16 protein-coding genes are annotated in these 15,645 nt (G+C 65.3%); 6 read left to right on the top strand and 10 right to left on the bottom strand.

What is annotated here, in order from left to right:
- Nucleotide 1 precedes the first annotated feature (1 nt).
- Together AC1RQP_RS27060 and AC1RQP_RS27065 are read right to left on the bottom strand one after the other, a co-directional pair.
- Entirely contained in the window at nt 2-997 is a 996-nt protein-coding gene (locus AC1RQP_RS27060) for a P1 family peptidase (RefSeq protein ID WP_492939474.1), read from the bottom strand.
- 58 nt (nt 998-1,055) lie between these two features.
- A complete protein-coding gene (locus AC1RQP_RS27065) occupies nt 1,056-3,881 on the bottom strand; it encodes a PAS domain S-box protein (protein WP_239624920.1) in 2,826 nt (941 codons plus the stop codon).
- A gap of 238 nt (nt 3,882-4,119) precedes the next feature.
- Between AC1RQP_RS27065 and AC1RQP_RS27070 the strand changes: the two genes are divergently transcribed.
- Nucleotides 4,120-4,506: a response regulator gene (locus AC1RQP_RS27070; protein ID WP_239629313.1), complete on the top strand. Its 387-nt coding sequence runs from the start codon at nt 4,120-4,122 to the stop codon at nt 4,504-4,506.
- A gap of 82 nt (nt 4,507-4,588) precedes the next feature.
- On the opposite strand, the gene AC1RQP_RS27075 is transcribed toward AC1RQP_RS27070, so the two are convergent.
- The 5 genes from AC1RQP_RS27075 to AC1RQP_RS27095 form a co-directional block, all read right to left on the bottom strand.
- Entirely contained in the window at nt 4,589-5,707 is a 1,119-nt protein-coding gene (locus tag AC1RQP_RS27075; RefSeq protein WP_061882924.1) for a branched-chain amino acid ABC transporter substrate-binding protein, read from the bottom strand.
- 158 nt (nt 5,708-5,865) lie between these two features.
- The gene (locus AC1RQP_RS27080; RefSeq protein WP_492939476.1) at nt 5,866-6,609 is read right to left on the bottom strand and encodes an ABC transporter ATP-binding protein; all 744 of its coding nucleotides are present in this window, start codon (nt 6,607-6,609) and stop codon (nt 5,866-5,868) included.
- Complete coding sequence (locus tag AC1RQP_RS27085) at nt 6,606-7,439, bottom strand: ABC transporter ATP-binding protein (protein ID WP_061882922.1); 834 nt, start codon at nt 7,437-7,439, stop codon at nt 6,606-6,608. Before AC1RQP_RS27085 ends, AC1RQP_RS27080 begins: the two co-directional genes overlap by 4 nt.
- Nucleotides 7,436-8,737: a high-affinity branched-chain amino acid ABC transporter permease LivM gene (gene livM / locus AC1RQP_RS27090; protein ID WP_239624917.1), complete on the bottom strand. Its 1,302-nt coding sequence runs from the start codon at nt 8,735-8,737 to the stop codon at nt 7,436-7,438. The genes AC1RQP_RS27085 and livM overlap by 4 nt, the downstream gene beginning before the upstream one ends.
- A 27-nt stretch (nt 8,738-8,764) precedes the next feature.
- A complete protein-coding gene (locus tag AC1RQP_RS27095; RefSeq protein WP_028179275.1) occupies nt 8,765-9,682 on the bottom strand; it encodes an ABC transporter permease subunit in 918 nt (305 codons plus the stop codon).
- A 290-nt stretch (nt 9,683-9,972) separates the two neighbouring features.
- Between AC1RQP_RS27095 and AC1RQP_RS27100 the strand changes: the two genes are divergently transcribed.
- Both AC1RQP_RS27100 and AC1RQP_RS27105 read left to right on the top strand, forming a co-directional pair.
- A complete protein-coding gene (locus AC1RQP_RS27100; protein ID WP_492939479.1) occupies nt 9,973-10,155 on the top strand; it encodes a hypothetical protein in 183 nt (60 codons plus the stop codon).
- 201 nt (nt 10,156-10,356) lie between these two features.
- The gene (locus tag AC1RQP_RS27105) at nt 10,357-10,911 is read left to right on the top strand and encodes a hypothetical protein (protein WP_492939481.1); all 555 of its coding nucleotides are present in this window, start codon (nt 10,357-10,359) and stop codon (nt 10,909-10,911) included.
- Here AC1RQP_RS27105 and AC1RQP_RS27110 read toward each other — a convergent pair.
- The 3 genes from AC1RQP_RS27110 to AC1RQP_RS27120 form a co-directional block, all read right to left on the bottom strand.
- Nucleotides 10,873-11,265 (bottom strand): carboxymuconolactone decarboxylase family protein, encoded by a 393-nt coding sequence (locus AC1RQP_RS27110; protein WP_212288797.1) that lies wholly within the window; start codon nt 11,263-11,265, stop codon nt 10,873-10,875. The two genes, AC1RQP_RS27105 and AC1RQP_RS27110, sit on opposite strands and share 39 nt — an antisense overlap.
- A 107-nt stretch (nt 11,266-11,372) precedes the next feature.
- Nucleotides 11,373-12,155 (bottom strand): 3-oxoadipate enol-lactonase, encoded by a 783-nt coding sequence (pcaD, locus tag AC1RQP_RS27115; RefSeq protein ID WP_492939483.1) that lies wholly within the window; start codon nt 12,153-12,155, stop codon nt 11,373-11,375.
- Nucleotides 12,156-12,182: 27 nt separating this feature from the next.
- Entirely contained in the window at nt 12,183-13,538 is a 1,356-nt protein-coding gene (locus tag AC1RQP_RS27120; RefSeq protein ID WP_492939485.1) for a 3-carboxy-cis,cis-muconate cycloisomerase, read from the bottom strand.
- 171 nt (nt 13,539-13,709) lie between these two features.
- Between AC1RQP_RS27120 and AC1RQP_RS27125 the strand changes: the two genes are divergently transcribed.
- From AC1RQP_RS27125 to AC1RQP_RS27135, 3 genes are all read left to right on the top strand, one after another.
- Entirely contained in the window at nt 13,710-14,156 is a 447-nt protein-coding gene (locus tag AC1RQP_RS27125; RefSeq protein ID WP_200455919.1) for an SRPBCC family protein, read from the top strand.
- 134 nt (nt 14,157-14,290) lie between these two features.
- Entirely contained in the window at nt 14,291-14,776 is a 486-nt protein-coding gene (locus tag AC1RQP_RS27130) for a (2Fe-2S)-binding protein (RefSeq protein ID WP_014494194.1), read from the top strand.
- Nucleotides 14,777-14,803: 27 nt separating this feature from the next.
- A complete protein-coding gene (locus AC1RQP_RS27135; protein ID WP_239624908.1) occupies nt 14,804-15,610 on the top strand; it encodes an FAD binding domain-containing protein in 807 nt (268 codons plus the stop codon).
- Nucleotides 15,611-15,645 lie beyond the last annotated feature (35 nt).

Genomic DNA, 15,645 nt, shown 5'->3' on the forward strand with positions numbered 1-15,645 from the left:
CCTAGCCGAACCTGTCTTTCCACGCCGGCAGCGCACCGGGAAACGGCAGCGCGGTCGCGCTGTACACGCCGCTTGCGATCGCGCGGGCGACCACGTTGGCGGCGACCATGCCGAGCTCGGTGAGCTCCACCAGCGGCTCGATCGGCTTCTCGCAGGTGGCCGCGGCAAACAGCACGTCGCCGTCGAGCGGAGCGTGCACCGGATAGATCGCGCGGGCAAATCCGGTCTGTGCGATCATCGCGAGCCGCTTGGCCTGCGCCTTGCTCAGGATCGCGTCGGTGACGACGAGGCCGATCGTGGTGTTCTCGCGCTCACGCGCGGCCGGCCCGCCCTTGATGCGCATCGCCAGCATGTCGGGCGTGAACGCAGGCGGCAGGCCCCGTCCGCCGAACTCGCCGTTTTCCTCGAACGGCGCGGCCCAGAACCAGGGCCCGTTGCCGACGGTGACGCTGCCGACCGCGTTCACCACCATGATCGCGGCGACCTTGACGCCGTTCGTCGTGACGGCCGACGCCGAGCCGATCCCGCCCTTGAAGGTGGCGGTGGTCGCACCCAGGCCCGCACCGACGCTGCCGAGCGCGAAGTCGGTGCCGGCGGAGGCAGCGGCGGCATAGCCGAGATCGCGATAGGGCGAGAAGCGGCCCCAGGCCTTGTTGCCGCCGTTGAGCAGGTCGAACACGATCGCGCCCGGAACGAGGGGGACCACGGCCTCCCGGACCCTGAAGCCGCGGCCCTGTTCGGCGAGCCAGGCCTGCACGCCGCCGCCGGCATCGAGACCGAAGGCGGAGCCGCCGGAGAGCGCGATCGCATCGATCCGCTCGACGGTATTGGCGACGTCGAGCAGCGAGGCCTCGCGCGTACCTGGTCCGCCGCCGCGGACGTCGATCGCCGCGACGGCCGGCTGGTCGAAAATGATGGCGGTCGTGCCGGAGGCCACTTCCGTATTCTCGGCATGGCCGACCCGGACGCCGGCGATATCGGTGAGAAGGTTTTTCAAGACGGCCTCGTCGTTGAGAGCATTTCGCGGTCTGCGATAGCGCAGCGATGCCGCAGGCTCAACCGGCGAGCGCGGTCCTGAGCATCTTGGCGAGCTCGGACTTGCGGTAGGGCTTGGCCAGCAGCAGCACGCCGGAATCGAGCCGGCCATGATGGACGATGGCATTTTCGGTGTAGCCCGAGGTGAACAACGTCTTCAGGTCCGGGCGGCGCCGCGCCGCTTCGTCGGCAAGCTGGCGTCCGTTCATGTTGCCGGGCATGATGATGTCGGTGAAGAGCAGGTCGATGGTCTCGTCGCTGTCGATGATGTTGAGGGCCTCGGTGCCGCTGGCAGCCTCGAGCGCGGTATAGCCGAGGCTCTTGACCTGCGTCACGACATACTGCCGCACCAGCGCATCGTCCTCGACGATCAGGACCTTCTCGTCGCCCCCGGCGATGGGCGCGTTCTGGAGCGCCTCGAACTCGGCATCCTGCACCCCGCTCGAGCGCGGCAGGTAGATCTTCACGCTCGTGCCGTGGCCTTCCTCGCTGTAGATCTTGATGTGGCCGCCCGACTGCTTGACGAAGCCGAACACCATGCTCAAGCCCAGCCCGGTGCCCTTGCCGACCTCCTTGGTGGTGAAGAAGGGATCGAACACCCGGTCGATCAGCTCCGCCGGGATCCCGCTGCCGGTGTCGCTGACCGCGATCATCACATAATTGCCGGCAGTGACGTCGGGGTTCATGCTGGCGTAGCCGTCGTCGAGGAAGATGTTGCGGGTCTCCAGCACCAGGGTGCCGCCATCGGGCATGGCGTCGCGCGCATTCAGCGCGAGATTGAGGATCGCGGTGGACAGCTGGCCGGGGTCGACCAGCGTCGGCCAGGCATCCTCGGTGAGCTGCGGCATGATGGTGATCTGCTCGCCGAGCGTCGGATGCAGCAGCTTGGCGGCTTCGAGCGCCAGCGCATTGACGTCGATCTCGCGTGGCTGGAGCGGCTGCTTGCGGGCGAAGGCGAGCAGATGCCTGGTCAGCTGCGCGCCGCGCTCGGCGGCATCGTCGATCAGCTTGGTGATGGCGGCAAGCTCGGGCCGGTCGGCGACCGCGTCGCCGAGAATGCCGATCGTGCCGGTGATGACGGTCAGCACGTTGTTGAAGTCGTGGGCGACGCCGCCGGTCAATTGCCCGATCGAGTCCATCTTCTGGATCTGCCTGAGCTGGGCTTCGGCGGCCTGCTTGTCGGTGAGGTCGCGGCCGATGAAGTAATGGCGCTTCACCGGCTCGGACCAGGTGCCCATCCAGTTCAGCGTGACCTCGTGACCGTCGTAATGGTAGTAGCGCGCCTCGAAGCTGCGCTTGACCGCACCGCGACGGGCTGCGCGCATCTCGTTCCGCGTATTCTCGAGATCGTCGGGATGGATGAACTCGGTCGCGCTGTGCCCGACCATGTCCTCGGGGTCGTAGCCGAGAATGTTCTTCACGCTCGGGCTGACCTGGACGAAATTGCCATAGCCGTCGGTGACCAGGATCAGGTCCTGCGACGTCTCGAAGATGCGCTGGCGTTCTTCGGTCTCCCGGCGCAGCTTCTCTCTCGCCTGCTTCTCTTCGGTAATGTCGTGGGCGATCTTGGAGGCGCCGATGATCTCTCCCTCATCGGTCCGCAGCGGCGTAACGTTGAGGACGACGTCGAGCGGGCTTCCGTCCTTCCGGATCCGGATCGTCTCGTGCTGGGCGATCGACTCATTGCCGGCGATCCGGTTGAGGATGCTCCTGACCTCGCCCTTGAGATCCGGCGGCACGATGATGTCGATCGGCTTGCCGATGGCCTCGGCAGCGGAATAGCCGAAAAGATGTTCGGCGGCCTTGTTCCAGCCGGTGATGATGCCATCGAGCGATTTCGTGATGATGGCATCGTTGGACGACTCGACGACCGCGCCGTACAGCGCGAGCCGCTTGCCGTAATAGTCGCGTTCCGAGGCCGATTGCTGCCGCAGCCTGCCGACGAGGCCCACCGTATGTGCCTGGAGGCGGACATTCTCGATGAGAAGCACTGCGAGCACGAAGGTCGCCGCAGCGAGACCGTAGAGCCGTCCGGCATAGAAGCCGAGATCGAAGCGTGCGACGTTGACGATCGCCGACAGCGCGATGTCGAACAGCCAGGCGCACATGACCACCATGAGCCAGACGTCGATCACCGTATGCGGCTTGCGGAACCAGAGCGAGACCAGTGCGGCAAAGCTCAGCGACCACACGAAGGACACGACTCCGATCATGGTTGGCGTGTACCGGCCGTCGCGCAACAGGACCGGCAGCAGATCGTGCTGCGCGGTCACGATCCAGGCGAACACCGCCACCGCGGCGATGACGCCGAGCACGCTGGCGTAAATCGCCCGGCTTGCCGCGCCGCGGATCCGGGGGCCACCGTCCTTTTCTTTCAGCCAGGCATAACCCATCACGCACAGCGGAAAGACGGCGTGCCAGATCATGTAGAGCCAGACCGTGGTCTGCCGGCCCGCGCCGAAGAGCCCGGCGGGTGCGAACAGTCCGGGGAAGGTGAGGGCATGAACCAGCGCCGCCGCAGCGGTGAAGAGATAGCCGGTCGCGAGCCACAGCAGCGCGCGGGTCCGCAAGATCGCAAACTGCGACAGCAGCAGCACCGCCGTGACGATGTCGCTCACGGCGAGCGCCGATTGATAACTCGCGACGAAGGCCGGCACCGGCAGGAGCGGGGTACCCGCGAAGGGCACGGCCGCTGCGAACAGGAGCGAGGACACGCCGACGATCGTCGACGCTGCGGCGCGGTCGGCCGAAGTGGCCGGCAGGGTCGAGAGAAATGTGCTCCGGTCGACCGTCGCAGGCACATCCACCTCTCGCGGGTTGGTCTTGGGCTGGTCGGGTCTGAGCATCTCCGCAAGTCTCATTCGGCCGGCAGTCCGTTCATGGTAGCGGTTCTGGGCGCGGATCGTGAACAAGACCGGCCACGACTCAACCGAAGGTTACAGCTTTCTTAATCTCGGTGGGAACACGGAATGGGGCCTGGGTAAGGTGCCCTTTACTGGGGCGATGCCACAATGCCGCTCCGCCGCGGCGGGTTCCAGGTTCGAACCTGGCGATTCGGATCTCGATATCGGGAGTTGTTCCCCCATGCCCCGCGTTCTCATCATCGACGACCAGAAGGACGTCCGTGCGATGGTCGCGATCGTGCTTCGGGTCAATCATTTCGAGGTCGTGGAGGCCGAAAGCGGCGCGGCGGGGCTGAAGGCCTTCGCGGAAAGCCCCTTTGACGCGGCGATCGTCGACATTTTTCTCGGCGACACCAGCGGCGCCGACGTCATCGCGACCCTGCGCGAGCGTGCACCGACGCTCCCCATCATTGCGGTCTCCGGGATGACGGCGCTCGATTTCGTGGACCAATCGCCCCACCTCGCCAACGTGGTCTGCCTGCAAAAGCCGTTTCGGCCGAACGACCTGCTGCAGGCCTTGCGGAAGGCCCAGGCCGCGGCCGGCGGCAAGCTGGCCGCAGCCGTCTGATCCTGCCGCAAGAAGAAACGCCCCGGGCCAGGCCGGGGCGCGATGATGATTGGATGGCGGCCCAAAGGCCCGGCAAGCGCGCTCAGGTGCCGTTGCCGCTGATCTCGGCGTAGCCGCCCTTGGCGTCCCACTTGTAGACGACGTAGTCGATCTGCTTGATGTCGCCCTTGGCGTCATATTCGACCGGGCCGATCACGGTGTCCCACTTGCCGGCCTTCATCGCCGCCATGACCTTCTTGGCGTCGGTGGTGCCGGCCTTCTTGGCCGCCTGCGACCACACCTGCATCGCTGCGTAGGTGTAGAGGGTGTAGCCCTCGGGGTCGATGTTCTTGGCCTTGAATGCCTCGACGATCTTCTTGGCGGTCGGCTTGTTGCGCGGGTCGGGGCCGAAGGTGAACAGCGTGCCTTCGCCGGCGGGGCCGGTGATGGAGGCGTACTCCTTGTCGGCGAGCGCGTCGCCGGCCATCAGCACGGTCTTGAGGCCCTGGTCCCGCATCTGGCGCAGGATCAGGCCGCTTTCCTGATGATAGCCGCCGACATAGACGAGGTCGATGTTGTCGCGCTTCAGGCGGGAGACGATTGCGTTGAAGTCCTTGTCGCCCTTGTTGTACGACTCGTACATCTTCTCGGTGACGCCGGCCTTGTTCAGCGCCTTCTTGGTCTCGTCGGCAAGACCTTTGCCGTAAGTGGTCTTGTCGTTGAGAATCGCGATGTTCTTGCCCTTGTAGTTCTTGGCGATGTACTGCGCGGCGATCAGGCCCTGCTGATCGTCGCGGCCGCAGACGCGAGCCACGTTCCAGAGCTTGCGCTCGGTGAACAGCGGGTTGGTCGAGGCCGGCGTGATCTGGAGCACGTTGCCGTCGGCATAGGCTTCCGAAGCCGGGATCGACGACGACGAGCAATAGTGCCCGGCCACGAACGGGATTTTCGCGCCGGCGATCTTCTCGGCGATCGAGCGCGCCTGTTTCGGATCGCAAGCGTCGTCTTCGACGGAGAGCGCGAGTTTCTTGCCGTTGACGCCGCCGGCGGCATTGATATCGGCCACGGCCATCTCGGCGCCGTTCTTCATCTGGCGGCCGAAGGCGGACTCGCCGCCGGTCATCGGGCCTGCGACTGCGACGGTGACATCCTGCGCGAATGCCGCGCCCGACAGCGCGAGCGATGCGCCGAATGCCAGACCGATGAGCTTCAGTGATTTCATGAGATACCTCGCGGGTGGTCGCCTGTGGAAGTTGCCGGGCATGCCCGGTTCAAACCGGCGCCATTCTTGAATGAATTCGAGGAGAAGTCACCGGCAAAATACGGGCATTTGCGGAGATATCTCGCCACATTCGGCCGCACTTGTCGGTCTTGGCTCGGTCAGCCGTGGCGGCCGCCTTCCAGATAGGCGGCGCGAATCTCCGGGCGCTGCAGCAATTCGGTGCCGGTCCCGGCCAAAGTGATCAGGCCATTGACCATGACGTAACCGCGATGGGCGAGCTTGAGCGCATGGTTGGCGTTCTGCTCGACGATCAGGACGGTCAGACCGTCCTGCCGGTTCAGGGTGCGGATCGCATCGAAGATCTGGCGTGCGATCAGCGGTGCGAGGCCGAGCGAGGGCTCGTCGAGCAGGAGCAGGCGGGGGCGGCTCATCAGCGCGCGGCCGATGGCCAGCATCTGCTGCTCGCCGCCGGACAGGGTTCCACCGCGCTGGGCATAGCGTTCCTTCAGCCGCGGAAACAGCGCGAACACGCGTTGCAGCGTCGCCTCGCGCTCGGCGTCGGTGCATTCGGTCGAGTCCGCCCCCATCTGAAGATTTTCCGCAACGCTCATGCGCGGGAAGATGCGGCGGCCCTCCGGCGATTGCGCGATGCGCAAATGCGCGATCTCGTGGGTGGGAACGTCGGTGATGTCGCGGCCTTCATAGAGGATCTGGCCGGCGCGGGCACGCGGCTTGCCGAAGATCGTCATCATCAGTGTCGACTTGCCGGCGCCGTTGGCGCCGATCAGCGCGACGATCTCGCCGGCATTGATCTCGATGTCGACGCCCTTCAGCGCCTCGATCTTGCCGTAGGCGGCGCGAAGACCGTGGATCGCGAGCAGGGGAGTGGGCGCCGATGTCACGTCCCGTTCTCCATCACGGCCACGGCCTCGTCCTCGTCGGCGCCGAGATAGGCGGCGATCACCTTCGGATCGTCGCGGACCTCGCGCGGCGTGCCTTCCGCGATCTTCACGCCATGGTCCATCACCACGATGTGGTCGGAGATTTCCATCACCACCGACATGTCGTGCTCGATCAGCAGGATCGAGGTGCCGAGTTCGTCCCGGATCGAGAGCAGGAGCTCGCTCAGGGCCGCGCTCTCGCGCGCATTGAGGCCGGCCGCGGGTTCGTCCAGGCACAACAGGGCGGGCTCGGTGCACATTGCGCGGGCGATTTCCAGCCGGCGCTGGTCGCCATAGGCGAAATTGCCGGCGGCGTCGTCGGCGCGGTCGAGCAAATTGACCCGCTTCAGCCAGTCGGTGGCCAGATCGATCGCACGCTTTTCGGCGTCACGGTAGGTGGGAACGCCGAGGAGACCGAGAAGGGTGTAGCCGGAGGCGCGCATCAGCGCGTTGTGCTGCGCCACCATCAGGTTCTCCAGCGCGGTCATGCCGGGAAACAGGCGGATGTTCTGGAAGGTACGCGCGACCTTGGCCTGCTTGGCGATGCGGAAATCGTTCAGCCGCTCCAGCGCCATCACCCTGCCGTCGTCGTGGGTGAGGCGAATGGTGCCGCCGCTCGGCTTGTAGAACCCGGTGATGCAGTTGAAGACCGTGGTCTTGCCGGCGCCGTTCGGCCCGATCAGCGCGGTGATCTTCTTCCGCTCCGCCGAAAATGACAGGTCCTGCACGGCAACGATGCCGCCGAAGCGCATGACGAGCCGGTCGACGCTCAGAATCTGGTCGGCGCTCATCCGTGCCCTTCCTTGACGAGGTCGGACGAGATCGCCTCCGCCTTGGTCAGATACACGGTGGGTGCGCGATGGCCGATCAGACCGCGCGGCCGCCAGATCATGATCAGCACCATCGACATGCCGAACACGAGCATGCGGTAGGTCTCGAGGCCGCGGAACAGCTCGAAGCCGCCGATCATGGCGAGCGCGGCAAGCGCCACGCCGAGCTGCGAGCCCATGCCGCCGAGAACGACGATGGCGAGCACCAGCGCCGATTCCTGGAAGGTGAAGGATTCCGGGCTGATAAAGCCCTGGCGGGTGGCGAAGAACGCGCCAGCGAAGCCGCCGAACATGGCGCCGGTCGCGAACGCCGTGAGCTTGGTGGTCGTGGTGTTGATGCCGAGCGCACGGCAGGCGACTTCGTCCTCGCGCAAGGCCTCCCAGGCCCGCCCGATCGGCAGGCGGCGCAGCCGGATCGTCACCCAGTTAGTGAGGAGCGCCAGCGCCAGGATCAGGTAGAACAGGAAGACGATGCGGTGGGTCGGCGAGTACTCGATGCCGAGCCTTGCGGCGAGCCCTTCGTCGCTGTTGTCGAGCGGGATGCCGAAGAAAGAGGGGCGCGGAATGCCGGAGACGCCGTTCGGACCGCCGGTCAGCTCCTGCCAGTTGATGATGACGAGGCGGATGATCTCGCCGAAGGCGAGCGTCACGATGGCGAGGTAGTCGCCGCGCAGGCGGAGCACGGGGAAGCCGAGCAGCACGCCCCAGAACGCGGCGAGGATGCCGGCGAGCGGCAGGCAGATCCAGAACGACCAGCCGAAATTGGTGGCGAGCAGTCCGTAGGAATAGGCGCCGACCGCATAGAAGGCGACGTAGCCGAGATCGAGCAGGCCGGCGAGCCCGACCACGACGTTCAACCCCCAGCCCAGCATCACATAGGTGAGCACGAGGATCGCGAGGTCGAGGATGTAACGCTGGTCATAGAAGATGACGGGCACCAGCACCGTAAAGACCAGAAGTGCCGGCGCGAGGTAGCGGCCGATGAAGGACATGCCGCTCTGCACCGCCGGCGGCACCAACTTCTCGGCGCCGGTCGGGCCGATCCATTGCCGCAGCAGCTCGATCACGATCGAGCCGCCGAACACCGCCCCGACGAGGGAGGCGAGTTCGCCGAAGCGCGTCCAGTAGGTGAGCTGGCCGTCGGAGCCCGCCTCGGTGCGGATACCGACCATCAACGAGAACAGCACCAGCGCGATCAGCGCGTTGATGAAGGCCGTCTTCAGGAGGGAGGTGAGGCCTGTTGCGGGTTTTGCCGTCATGGTCGAGGGAGCTGCCACGCGTGACCGTCAGACTTTTTCGACTTCGGGACGACCGAGCAGGCCGGTCGGCATGAAGATCAGCACGACGATCAGGATCGAGAACGCCGCGACGTCCTTGTATTCGACCGAGAAATAGGCCGACCAGAACGTCTCGATCAGGCCGATCGCAAGCCCTCCGAGCATGGCGCCGGGCAATGAGCCGATGCCGCCGAGCACGGCAGCGGTGAACGCCTTGATGCCGGCGACGAAGCCCATGAAGAAGTCGACGAGGCCGTAATAGAGCAGGTACATCAGGCCGGCCACCGCAGCGAGCGCGGCGCCGATCACGAAGGTCATGGAGATGGTGCGGTCGACGTTGACGCCGAGCAGGGCCGCCATGGTCTGGTCCTGCTCGCAGGCGCGCATGTCGCGCCCGAGCCGGGTGCGGGAGACCAGCCAGGTGAAGATCGCCAGCAGCACGATGGTCGTGACGACCACCATGATCTGGATGTTGGAGAGCTGGATCACGAAGCCGTCCGCGCTCTCGTGCAGCGTGTAGCCGCCGGTGATGAAGGGCGGGATCGGCTTGACGCGCGCGCCTTGCGCCACCTGCGAATAGTTGGTGAGCACGAAGGACATGCCGATCGCCGACAGCATCGGGGCGAGACGGAAGGAATGGCGCAGCGGCCGGTAGGCGATGCGCTCGATGGTCCAGCCATAGAGCGCGGTGATCGCCATCGAGACCAGCAGCACGACGAGCAGGATCACGGGGATGGCGGTCAGCCCGAGCGAGATCAGGATCACGAAGGTGATGAGTGCGATGAAGCCGCCGATCATGAAGACGTCGCCATGGGCGAAGTTGATCATGCCGACGATGCCGTAGACCATCGTGTAGCCGATCGCGATCAGGCCGTAGATCGAGCCCAGGACGAGACCGTTGATGAGCTGCTGGGCGAAATAATCCATGGGCTGCCGTTACCAAACCTGACGCCGCTCAAAGGGAGCTATTCGAGAGAGAGTCTTGAGTTTCTTCTCGGGCCCCGGCAGCCCTTGAGCATTCTTCAGGTTTTGTAACAGGAGGGAACTGGCGGCTGCAACTAGCGAAGCCGCGGCAGACGGGCTTGTACAATGGTCATTTCGTTACGACTGTCGTCTTTTCCGGTTCCTCAACTGCGAGGAACCGGGTTCCCTCAGGCAACCAAAGTGGATGCCCGCCGTTGTCTCGGCTCTGACGTCCAACAAGGGAGTTTCCCGAAATGACGAAGCAGCAGAACCAGAATCCGGGCCAGCAGAGTCAGAACCCCGGCCAGCAGCGCCCCGGTCAACAGCCCGGGCAGCAGGGCGGCGGCCAGAAACCCGGACAGCAGCAGCAGAACGATCCGATGCGCCAAGGCGAGCGTCCAGGCCAGCAACAGGGCGGCCAGCGCGATCAGGAATAGCGAGTTTGGGAGCCCAGGAGTGAGGAGGCCCTGCCGAGAGGCGGGGCTTTCCTTTTGCCGCCCAGGTCCCTGGGACAGTTCCCCGTCCCCAGGGCAGTTAAGGTAAACAGAGAGTTTAAATTGCCGCCACGGTCTGATGCGAGTTAGCTCGGCGAAGCCGCGGCCTTTTCGTCGAAGGCCGGCAAACAGGCGGGAAGCGGCATGTTCGGGAATTGGCGGATCGGTTCGGTCAACGGCGCGCTGCTGGCGGCCTATTTCATTCCGGCCTGGGCGATGGTTGCCTTCAACATCATTGTCGCCCCGGTGCACGGCCTCTACGAGCGCCCGAGCGTTGCGGTCGCGCTGTTCCTGAGCGACCATCTCCAGATGGCGGGGATGGACACGGTGCGCGCCGCCTGGCTGCTTGCGCTGGGCCGGCTGACGGTCGTGGCGTTCTTTGCGATCTTCCTCGTGCTGCTGTGCATTCCCCGAATCCGCAAGAACGGCGGCTGCGACGAGGCGCTCGGCATCGCGCTGGCGATCGGCAGCCTGATCTCGTTTGCCAGCATGGTGATGGCCTCGAAGGTCGGCGAGATGGCCGCGCTGCGGCTGCATGCCACCGAGCTCCTGCTCTTGCTCGGTGCCGCGATCGTGGTGGTGATCGAGAAGCCGGCGGCAGCGCCGAAGACGTCGGAGATCGCCGCGACGCCAAGCCTTGAGCCGCTAGGCCTTGAGCCGCTAGGTCTTGAGCAGGCCGAGCTCCTGCACAATCGCTGAGGCTTCCTTGACGGCGTGGTTCACCGCCGGCACGCCGCAATAGATCGCCTGCTGAAGCAGGATTTCCTTGATGTCGTCAGGCGTGAAGCCACCCTCGGCGAGCGCAGCGCGCACGTGCAGGCGGAATTCGTCCCATTGCCCGAGCGCGACCATGGTGCCGATCACCAGCACGCGCCGCGTGCGCTCGTCGAAATGCGGCCGCGTCCAGATCTCGCCCCAGGCATAGCGCGTGATCATGTCCTGGAAGTCGGTGTTGAACGCGTTGCGGTTCGCGATCGACTTGTCGACCCAGGCATTGCCGAGCACTTTCCGGCGCACGTTCATGCCGGCGTCGCGGCGCTTCTGGTCGTCCATGATGTTTCCTCCTTCGTCATGCGAGCGCAGCGAAGCAATTCAGAAATGTGTCCGAGGAGAGAGTCTGGATTGCTTCGTCGCTACGCTCCTCGCAATGACGGTTGCGGTTAACGCTGCGTCAAAAAGCCCACCACCGCATCGGTGAATGCGTGCGGCTGCTCGACGTTGGAAATGTGCGCGGCGTCGATGATGGTCATGCTCGCGCCCGGAATGTTCGAGCGGATCAACTCGGCCGCCGAGATCGGCGTCGCCACGTCGTGGCGGCCGGCAATCACCAGCGTCGGGCTCTTGATCCTGGGCAGCAGCGCACGCTGGTCGAGCGTCGACAGCGCCTCGCAGCAGGCAAGATAACCCTCGACCGGCGAGGCGAGCAGCATCGATTTCATCTTCGCGGTGATCTCCGGCTCGCGTTCACGGAAATCCTGGGTCAGCCAGCCCGCGATCACGGCATCGGCGACGGCGGTGATGCCGCCCTCCTTCACCGCCTTGATGCGGTTATGCCAGTTTGTAGGATCGGGATAGTAGCAGGACGTATTGGCAAGGATGAGCTTGCCGAACCTTTCAGGCGCGTTGGCGCCCAGCCACTGCCCGACCATGCCGCCCATCGACAGGCCGCACCAATGCACCTTCTCGATGTTGAGATCGTCGAGGATCGCCAGCACGTCGCGGCCGAAACGCTCCATCGTGTAGGGGCCGGGCGGGACGTTGGACTTGCCGTGGCCGCGGCGGTCGTAGCGGATGACGCGAAACACCTGCGTCAGCGCCTTCATCTGCGGCTCCCACATCTGCAGCGTGCAGCCCAGCGAGTTGGACAACATCAGCGTCGGCCCGCCGTCGCGGCCCTCGACGGAGACGTTGAGCAGACATCCGTCGGCATCGATCATGGGCATGCGGCGTCTCCGTCGTATTTGCGGTTCTTATTCGCGGTCGAGGCTGTCGAGCAGCCGGTCGATCAGGGCTTGGGAGGCTCCTTGATAGGCCATCGGCTCGAACAATGCCGCAATTTTTTCCGGAGAAAGGTGCGCATTGACCTGCGAATCGGCCGACAGCACCTCGCGCAGATGCTTCCTCTCGGCGACCGCGCGCTTGCTCGCGGCCTCGATCAGATGATGCGCATCGCTCTTGCCGATCTTTTCGGCCAGCGCGAAGGTGACCGCTTCGGCCATGATCAGCCCCTGTGTCGCATCGAGATTGCTGCGCATGCGCACCGCATCGACCTCGAGTCCCTCGGCGATGTCGACGACGGCAGCAAGCGCGCCGGAGGTGACCAGCATCAGTTGCGGCAGCGTCGGCCATTCCGCATGCCAGGGGCCGGCGCTGCGCTCGTGGTCCTGCACCTGCGCGGCCAAGATCGTGGCGGCGAGCTGCGGGGCCATGGTGGCGGCGCCCAGCGCGGTCGCAGCGGCGACCGGGTTGCGCTTGTGCGGCATGGTCGAGGAGCCGCCGCGGCCTTCGCCGGCGGGCTCGAACGCTTCGGCGACGTCGGTCTGCATCATCAGCGAGACGTCGCGCGCGATCTTGCCGCAGCTGCCGGTGAGAATTGCGAGGCAGGATGCAGCCTCGGCGATGCGGTCGCGATGGGAGTGCCAGGGCGCCTCCGGCAGCGGCAGACCGAGCTCCTGCGCCAGCCGTTCGGCAACCGCGATCCCCTTGTCGCCGAGCGCGGCGAGGGTGCCGGCGGCGCCGCCGAATTGCAGCGCGAGGCCCTCGCGGGAGAGCCGGCGCAGGCGGCAGCGGGCGCGGGCAAGGCTCGCGGCATATTCAGCCGCCTTCAGCCCGAACGGCATCGGCAGCGCATGCTGGAGCCAGGTCCGCGCCACCATCGCGGTGTTGCGATGGCTGCGCGCCAGTGCGGCAAAGCCCTTGATGGCGCGGCTGAGGTCGACATCCAATGCATCGATGGCGGCACGAAGCGTCAGCATCGTCGCGGTATCGATGACGTCCTGGCTGGTCGCGCCCCAATGCACGTAGCGCGCGGCCTCCGCGTCGGTCTTGCCGACATTGGCGGTCAGCGTCTTGACCAGGGGAATCGCGAGATTTCCCGATCGCGTCGCGGCCTCGGCCAGTGCGGCGATGTCGAAGGAATCGGCCTTGCACGCGGCCTCGATCGGGCCGATGGCGGATGCCGGAATCACAGCCGTGGCGGCCTCGGCGCGTGCCAGGGCTGCCTCGAAATCGAGCATGTTCTGCAGGGTAGACCGGTCGTCGCAGACCGCGCGCATGGCGGCGCTCGACAGCATCGGCGCGAGCAGGGGGGAGAGGGATGTGCTCATGTTGCGCGCGACCTAATCATCATGGCCCGGCTGTGCCAATCCCCTACCGGCCCCACACGTTTTTTTGCAGTTGCGAATATGCATTGCACGTGACCCGGCCCCGCCCTTTCCTTTGCCGCGCCGCTGCGTTACTTGATCAGCACTATAGTTGTCCGATCCGGGAGGCACCTCATGGCCATGACGATGAACGGCGAAGTCCAGCTTGCGGCGCCGCGCGAGGCCGTGTGGGCCAAGCTCAACGACCCCGAGGTGCTCAAGGCCTGCATCCCCGGCTGCGAAGAGCTGGAGAAGACCGACGATGGCGGCTTCCGCGCAACGGCTAAAATGAAGGTCGGCCCGGTGTCGGCGCGCTTCAAGGGCAAGGTCACGTTGTCCGATCTCGACCCGCCGAACGGTTACAAGATCTCCGGTGAGGGCGAGGGCGGGGTGGCCGGATTCGCCAAGGGCGGCGCGGTGGTCAAGCTCGCGGAGAAGGACGGCGGCACGCTGCTGTCGTACGACGTCGAGGCGCAGATCGGCGGCAAGTTGGCGCAGCTCGGCCAGCGCCTGATCAACGGCGCCGCCAAGAAACTGGCCGACGAATTTTTCGCGAACTTCGCCAAGGCGGTACAAAGCTGACACCTATCGCTTTCGGCATGGCGCCTTGCGTTCCGGGCGATGTTGCCCCCGGGCATATTGGCCCATATGATGGGTTGGAATAATTATAAGAACCGCTTCGACGGGACCCGTCGGGGCGCTGATAGAGAGTGCTTATGGCAAAAATCTCCCTCATCGTGAACGGCAATCCTGTGACGGCCAATGTCGATCCGCGCACGCTTCTGGTGCAATTTCTGCGCGAGAATCTGCGGCTGACAGGTACCCATGTCGGCTGCGACACCTCGCAGTGCGGCGCCTGCGTCGTGCATCTCGACGGCAAGGCCGTGAAGTCCTGCACCACGCTTGCGGTGATGGCCGATGGCCACGAGGTCAAGACGATCGAGGGGCTGGCGGCCGACGGCGCGCCGCTGCATCCGATGCAGGAGGCCTTTCGCGAACACCATGGCCTGCAGTGCGGCTTCTGCACGCCGGGCATGATCATGACCGCGATCGACATCGTGCATCGCAAGGGCCACGAACTCGACGACCACACGATTCGCGAGGAGCTCGAAGGCAATCTCTGCCGCTGCACGGGCTACCAGAACATCGTCGCCTCGATTTCCGCCGGCGCAAAGGCGATGGCGAAATCCGACCTCGCGTAACGCGCATCCCGCGATCAGGACATCCAGATGTACGAATTCAAATATCATCGCCCTGGGACGGTTCGCCAGGCGGCCAACCTCCTGGTGAAGAACGAAGACGCCAAGGTGATCGCCGGCGGCCACACGCTGATTCCCGTCATGAAGCAGCGCCTCGCAAGCCCGCCGCATCTGGTTGACCTCTCCCATATCGAGGGGCTCAACGCGATCGAGATGAAGGGCCGCTCGCTGGTGATCGGTGCCACCGCCAGGCATGCCGAGGTCGCGACCTCCGCCATCGTCGGTGAGGCGATCCCGGCGCTGGCGGATCTCGCCAGCCAGATCGGCGATCCCGCCGTGCGTCACAAGGGCACGATCGGCGGCTCGCTTGCCAACAACGATCCGACCGCCGACTACCCGGCCGCGGTGCTGGCGCTGGGCGCCACCATCGTCACCAACAAGCGCCGCCTGAAGGCCGAAGAGTTCTTCCAGGGCCTGTTCACCACGGCGCTCGAAGCCGATGAGATCATCACCAAGGTGATGTTTCCGCTGCCGAAAAAGGCGGCCTACATCAAGTTCCGCAACCAGGCCTCTCGTTATGCGCTGGTCGGCGTGTTCGTGGCGCGGCGTCCTTCGGACGTGCGCGTTGCCGTCACCGGCGCCGGCTCTGAAGGCGTGTTCCGCGTCACCGCATTCGAGGAGGCCCTGAAGAAGCGCTTCGCCTCGAAGGCGCTGGAAGGCATCGCGGTGCCGGCGGAAGGTCTCAACAGCGATATCCACGGCAGCGCCGAATACCGCGCGCACCTCATCGGGGTGCTGACGCGGCGTGCCGTCGATGCCGCCAACGCCAAGGCGTGAGGTGACCTCACGCATCGGCCCCGAACATGTCCCGA

The organism is Bradyrhizobium sp. GW821-FHT13H06, from assembly GCF_058803975.1.

What these genes read in the sequence shown, in the direction of transcription:
- AC1RQP_RS27065 (WP_239624920.1), bottom strand. Translation starts at nt 3,881, where the DNA reads ATGCTCAGACCCGACCAGCCCAAGACCAACCCGCGAGAGGTGGATGTG.
- AC1RQP_RS27070 (WP_239629313.1), top strand. Translation starts at nt 4,120, where the DNA reads ATGCCCCGCGTTCTCATCATCGACGACCAGAAGGACGTCCGTGCGATG.
- AC1RQP_RS27075 (WP_061882924.1), bottom strand. Translation starts at nt 5,707, where the DNA reads ATGAAATCACTGAAGCTCATCGGTCTGGCATTCGGCGCATCGCTCGCG.
- AC1RQP_RS27085 (WP_061882922.1), bottom strand. Translation starts at nt 7,439, where the DNA reads ATGAGCGCCGACCAGATTCTGAGCGTCGACCGGCTCGTCATGCGCTTC.
- livM (WP_239624917.1), bottom strand. Translation starts at nt 8,737, where the DNA reads ATGACGGCAAAACCCGCAACAGGCCTCACCTCCCTCCTGAAGACGGCC.
- AC1RQP_RS27095 (WP_028179275.1), bottom strand. Translation starts at nt 9,682, where the DNA reads ATGGATTATTTCGCCCAGCAGCTCATCAACGGTCTCGTCCTGGGCTCG.
- AC1RQP_RS27100 (WP_492939479.1), top strand. Translation starts at nt 9,973, where the DNA reads ATGACGAAGCAGCAGAACCAGAATCCGGGCCAGCAGAGTCAGAACCCC.
- AC1RQP_RS27105 (WP_492939481.1), top strand. Translation starts at nt 10,357, where the DNA reads ATGTTCGGGAATTGGCGGATCGGTTCGGTCAACGGCGCGCTGCTGGCG.
- AC1RQP_RS27110 (WP_212288797.1), bottom strand. Translation starts at nt 11,265, where the DNA reads ATGGACGACCAGAAGCGCCGCGACGCCGGCATGAACGTGCGCCGGAAA.
- pcaD (WP_492939483.1), bottom strand. Translation starts at nt 12,155, where the DNA reads ATGCCCATGATCGATGCCGACGGATGTCTGCTCAACGTCTCCGTCGAG.
- AC1RQP_RS27120 (WP_492939485.1), bottom strand. Translation starts at nt 13,538, where the DNA reads ATGAGCACATCCCTCTCCCCCCTGCTCGCGCCGATGCTGTCGAGCGCC.
- AC1RQP_RS27125 (WP_200455919.1), top strand. Translation starts at nt 13,710, where the DNA reads ATGGCCATGACGATGAACGGCGAAGTCCAGCTTGCGGCGCCGCGCGAG.
- AC1RQP_RS27130 (WP_014494194.1), top strand. Translation starts at nt 14,291, where the DNA reads ATGGCAAAAATCTCCCTCATCGTGAACGGCAATCCTGTGACGGCCAAT.
- AC1RQP_RS27135 (WP_239624908.1), top strand. Translation starts at nt 14,804, where the DNA reads ATGTACGAATTCAAATATCATCGCCCTGGGACGGTTCGCCAGGCGGCC.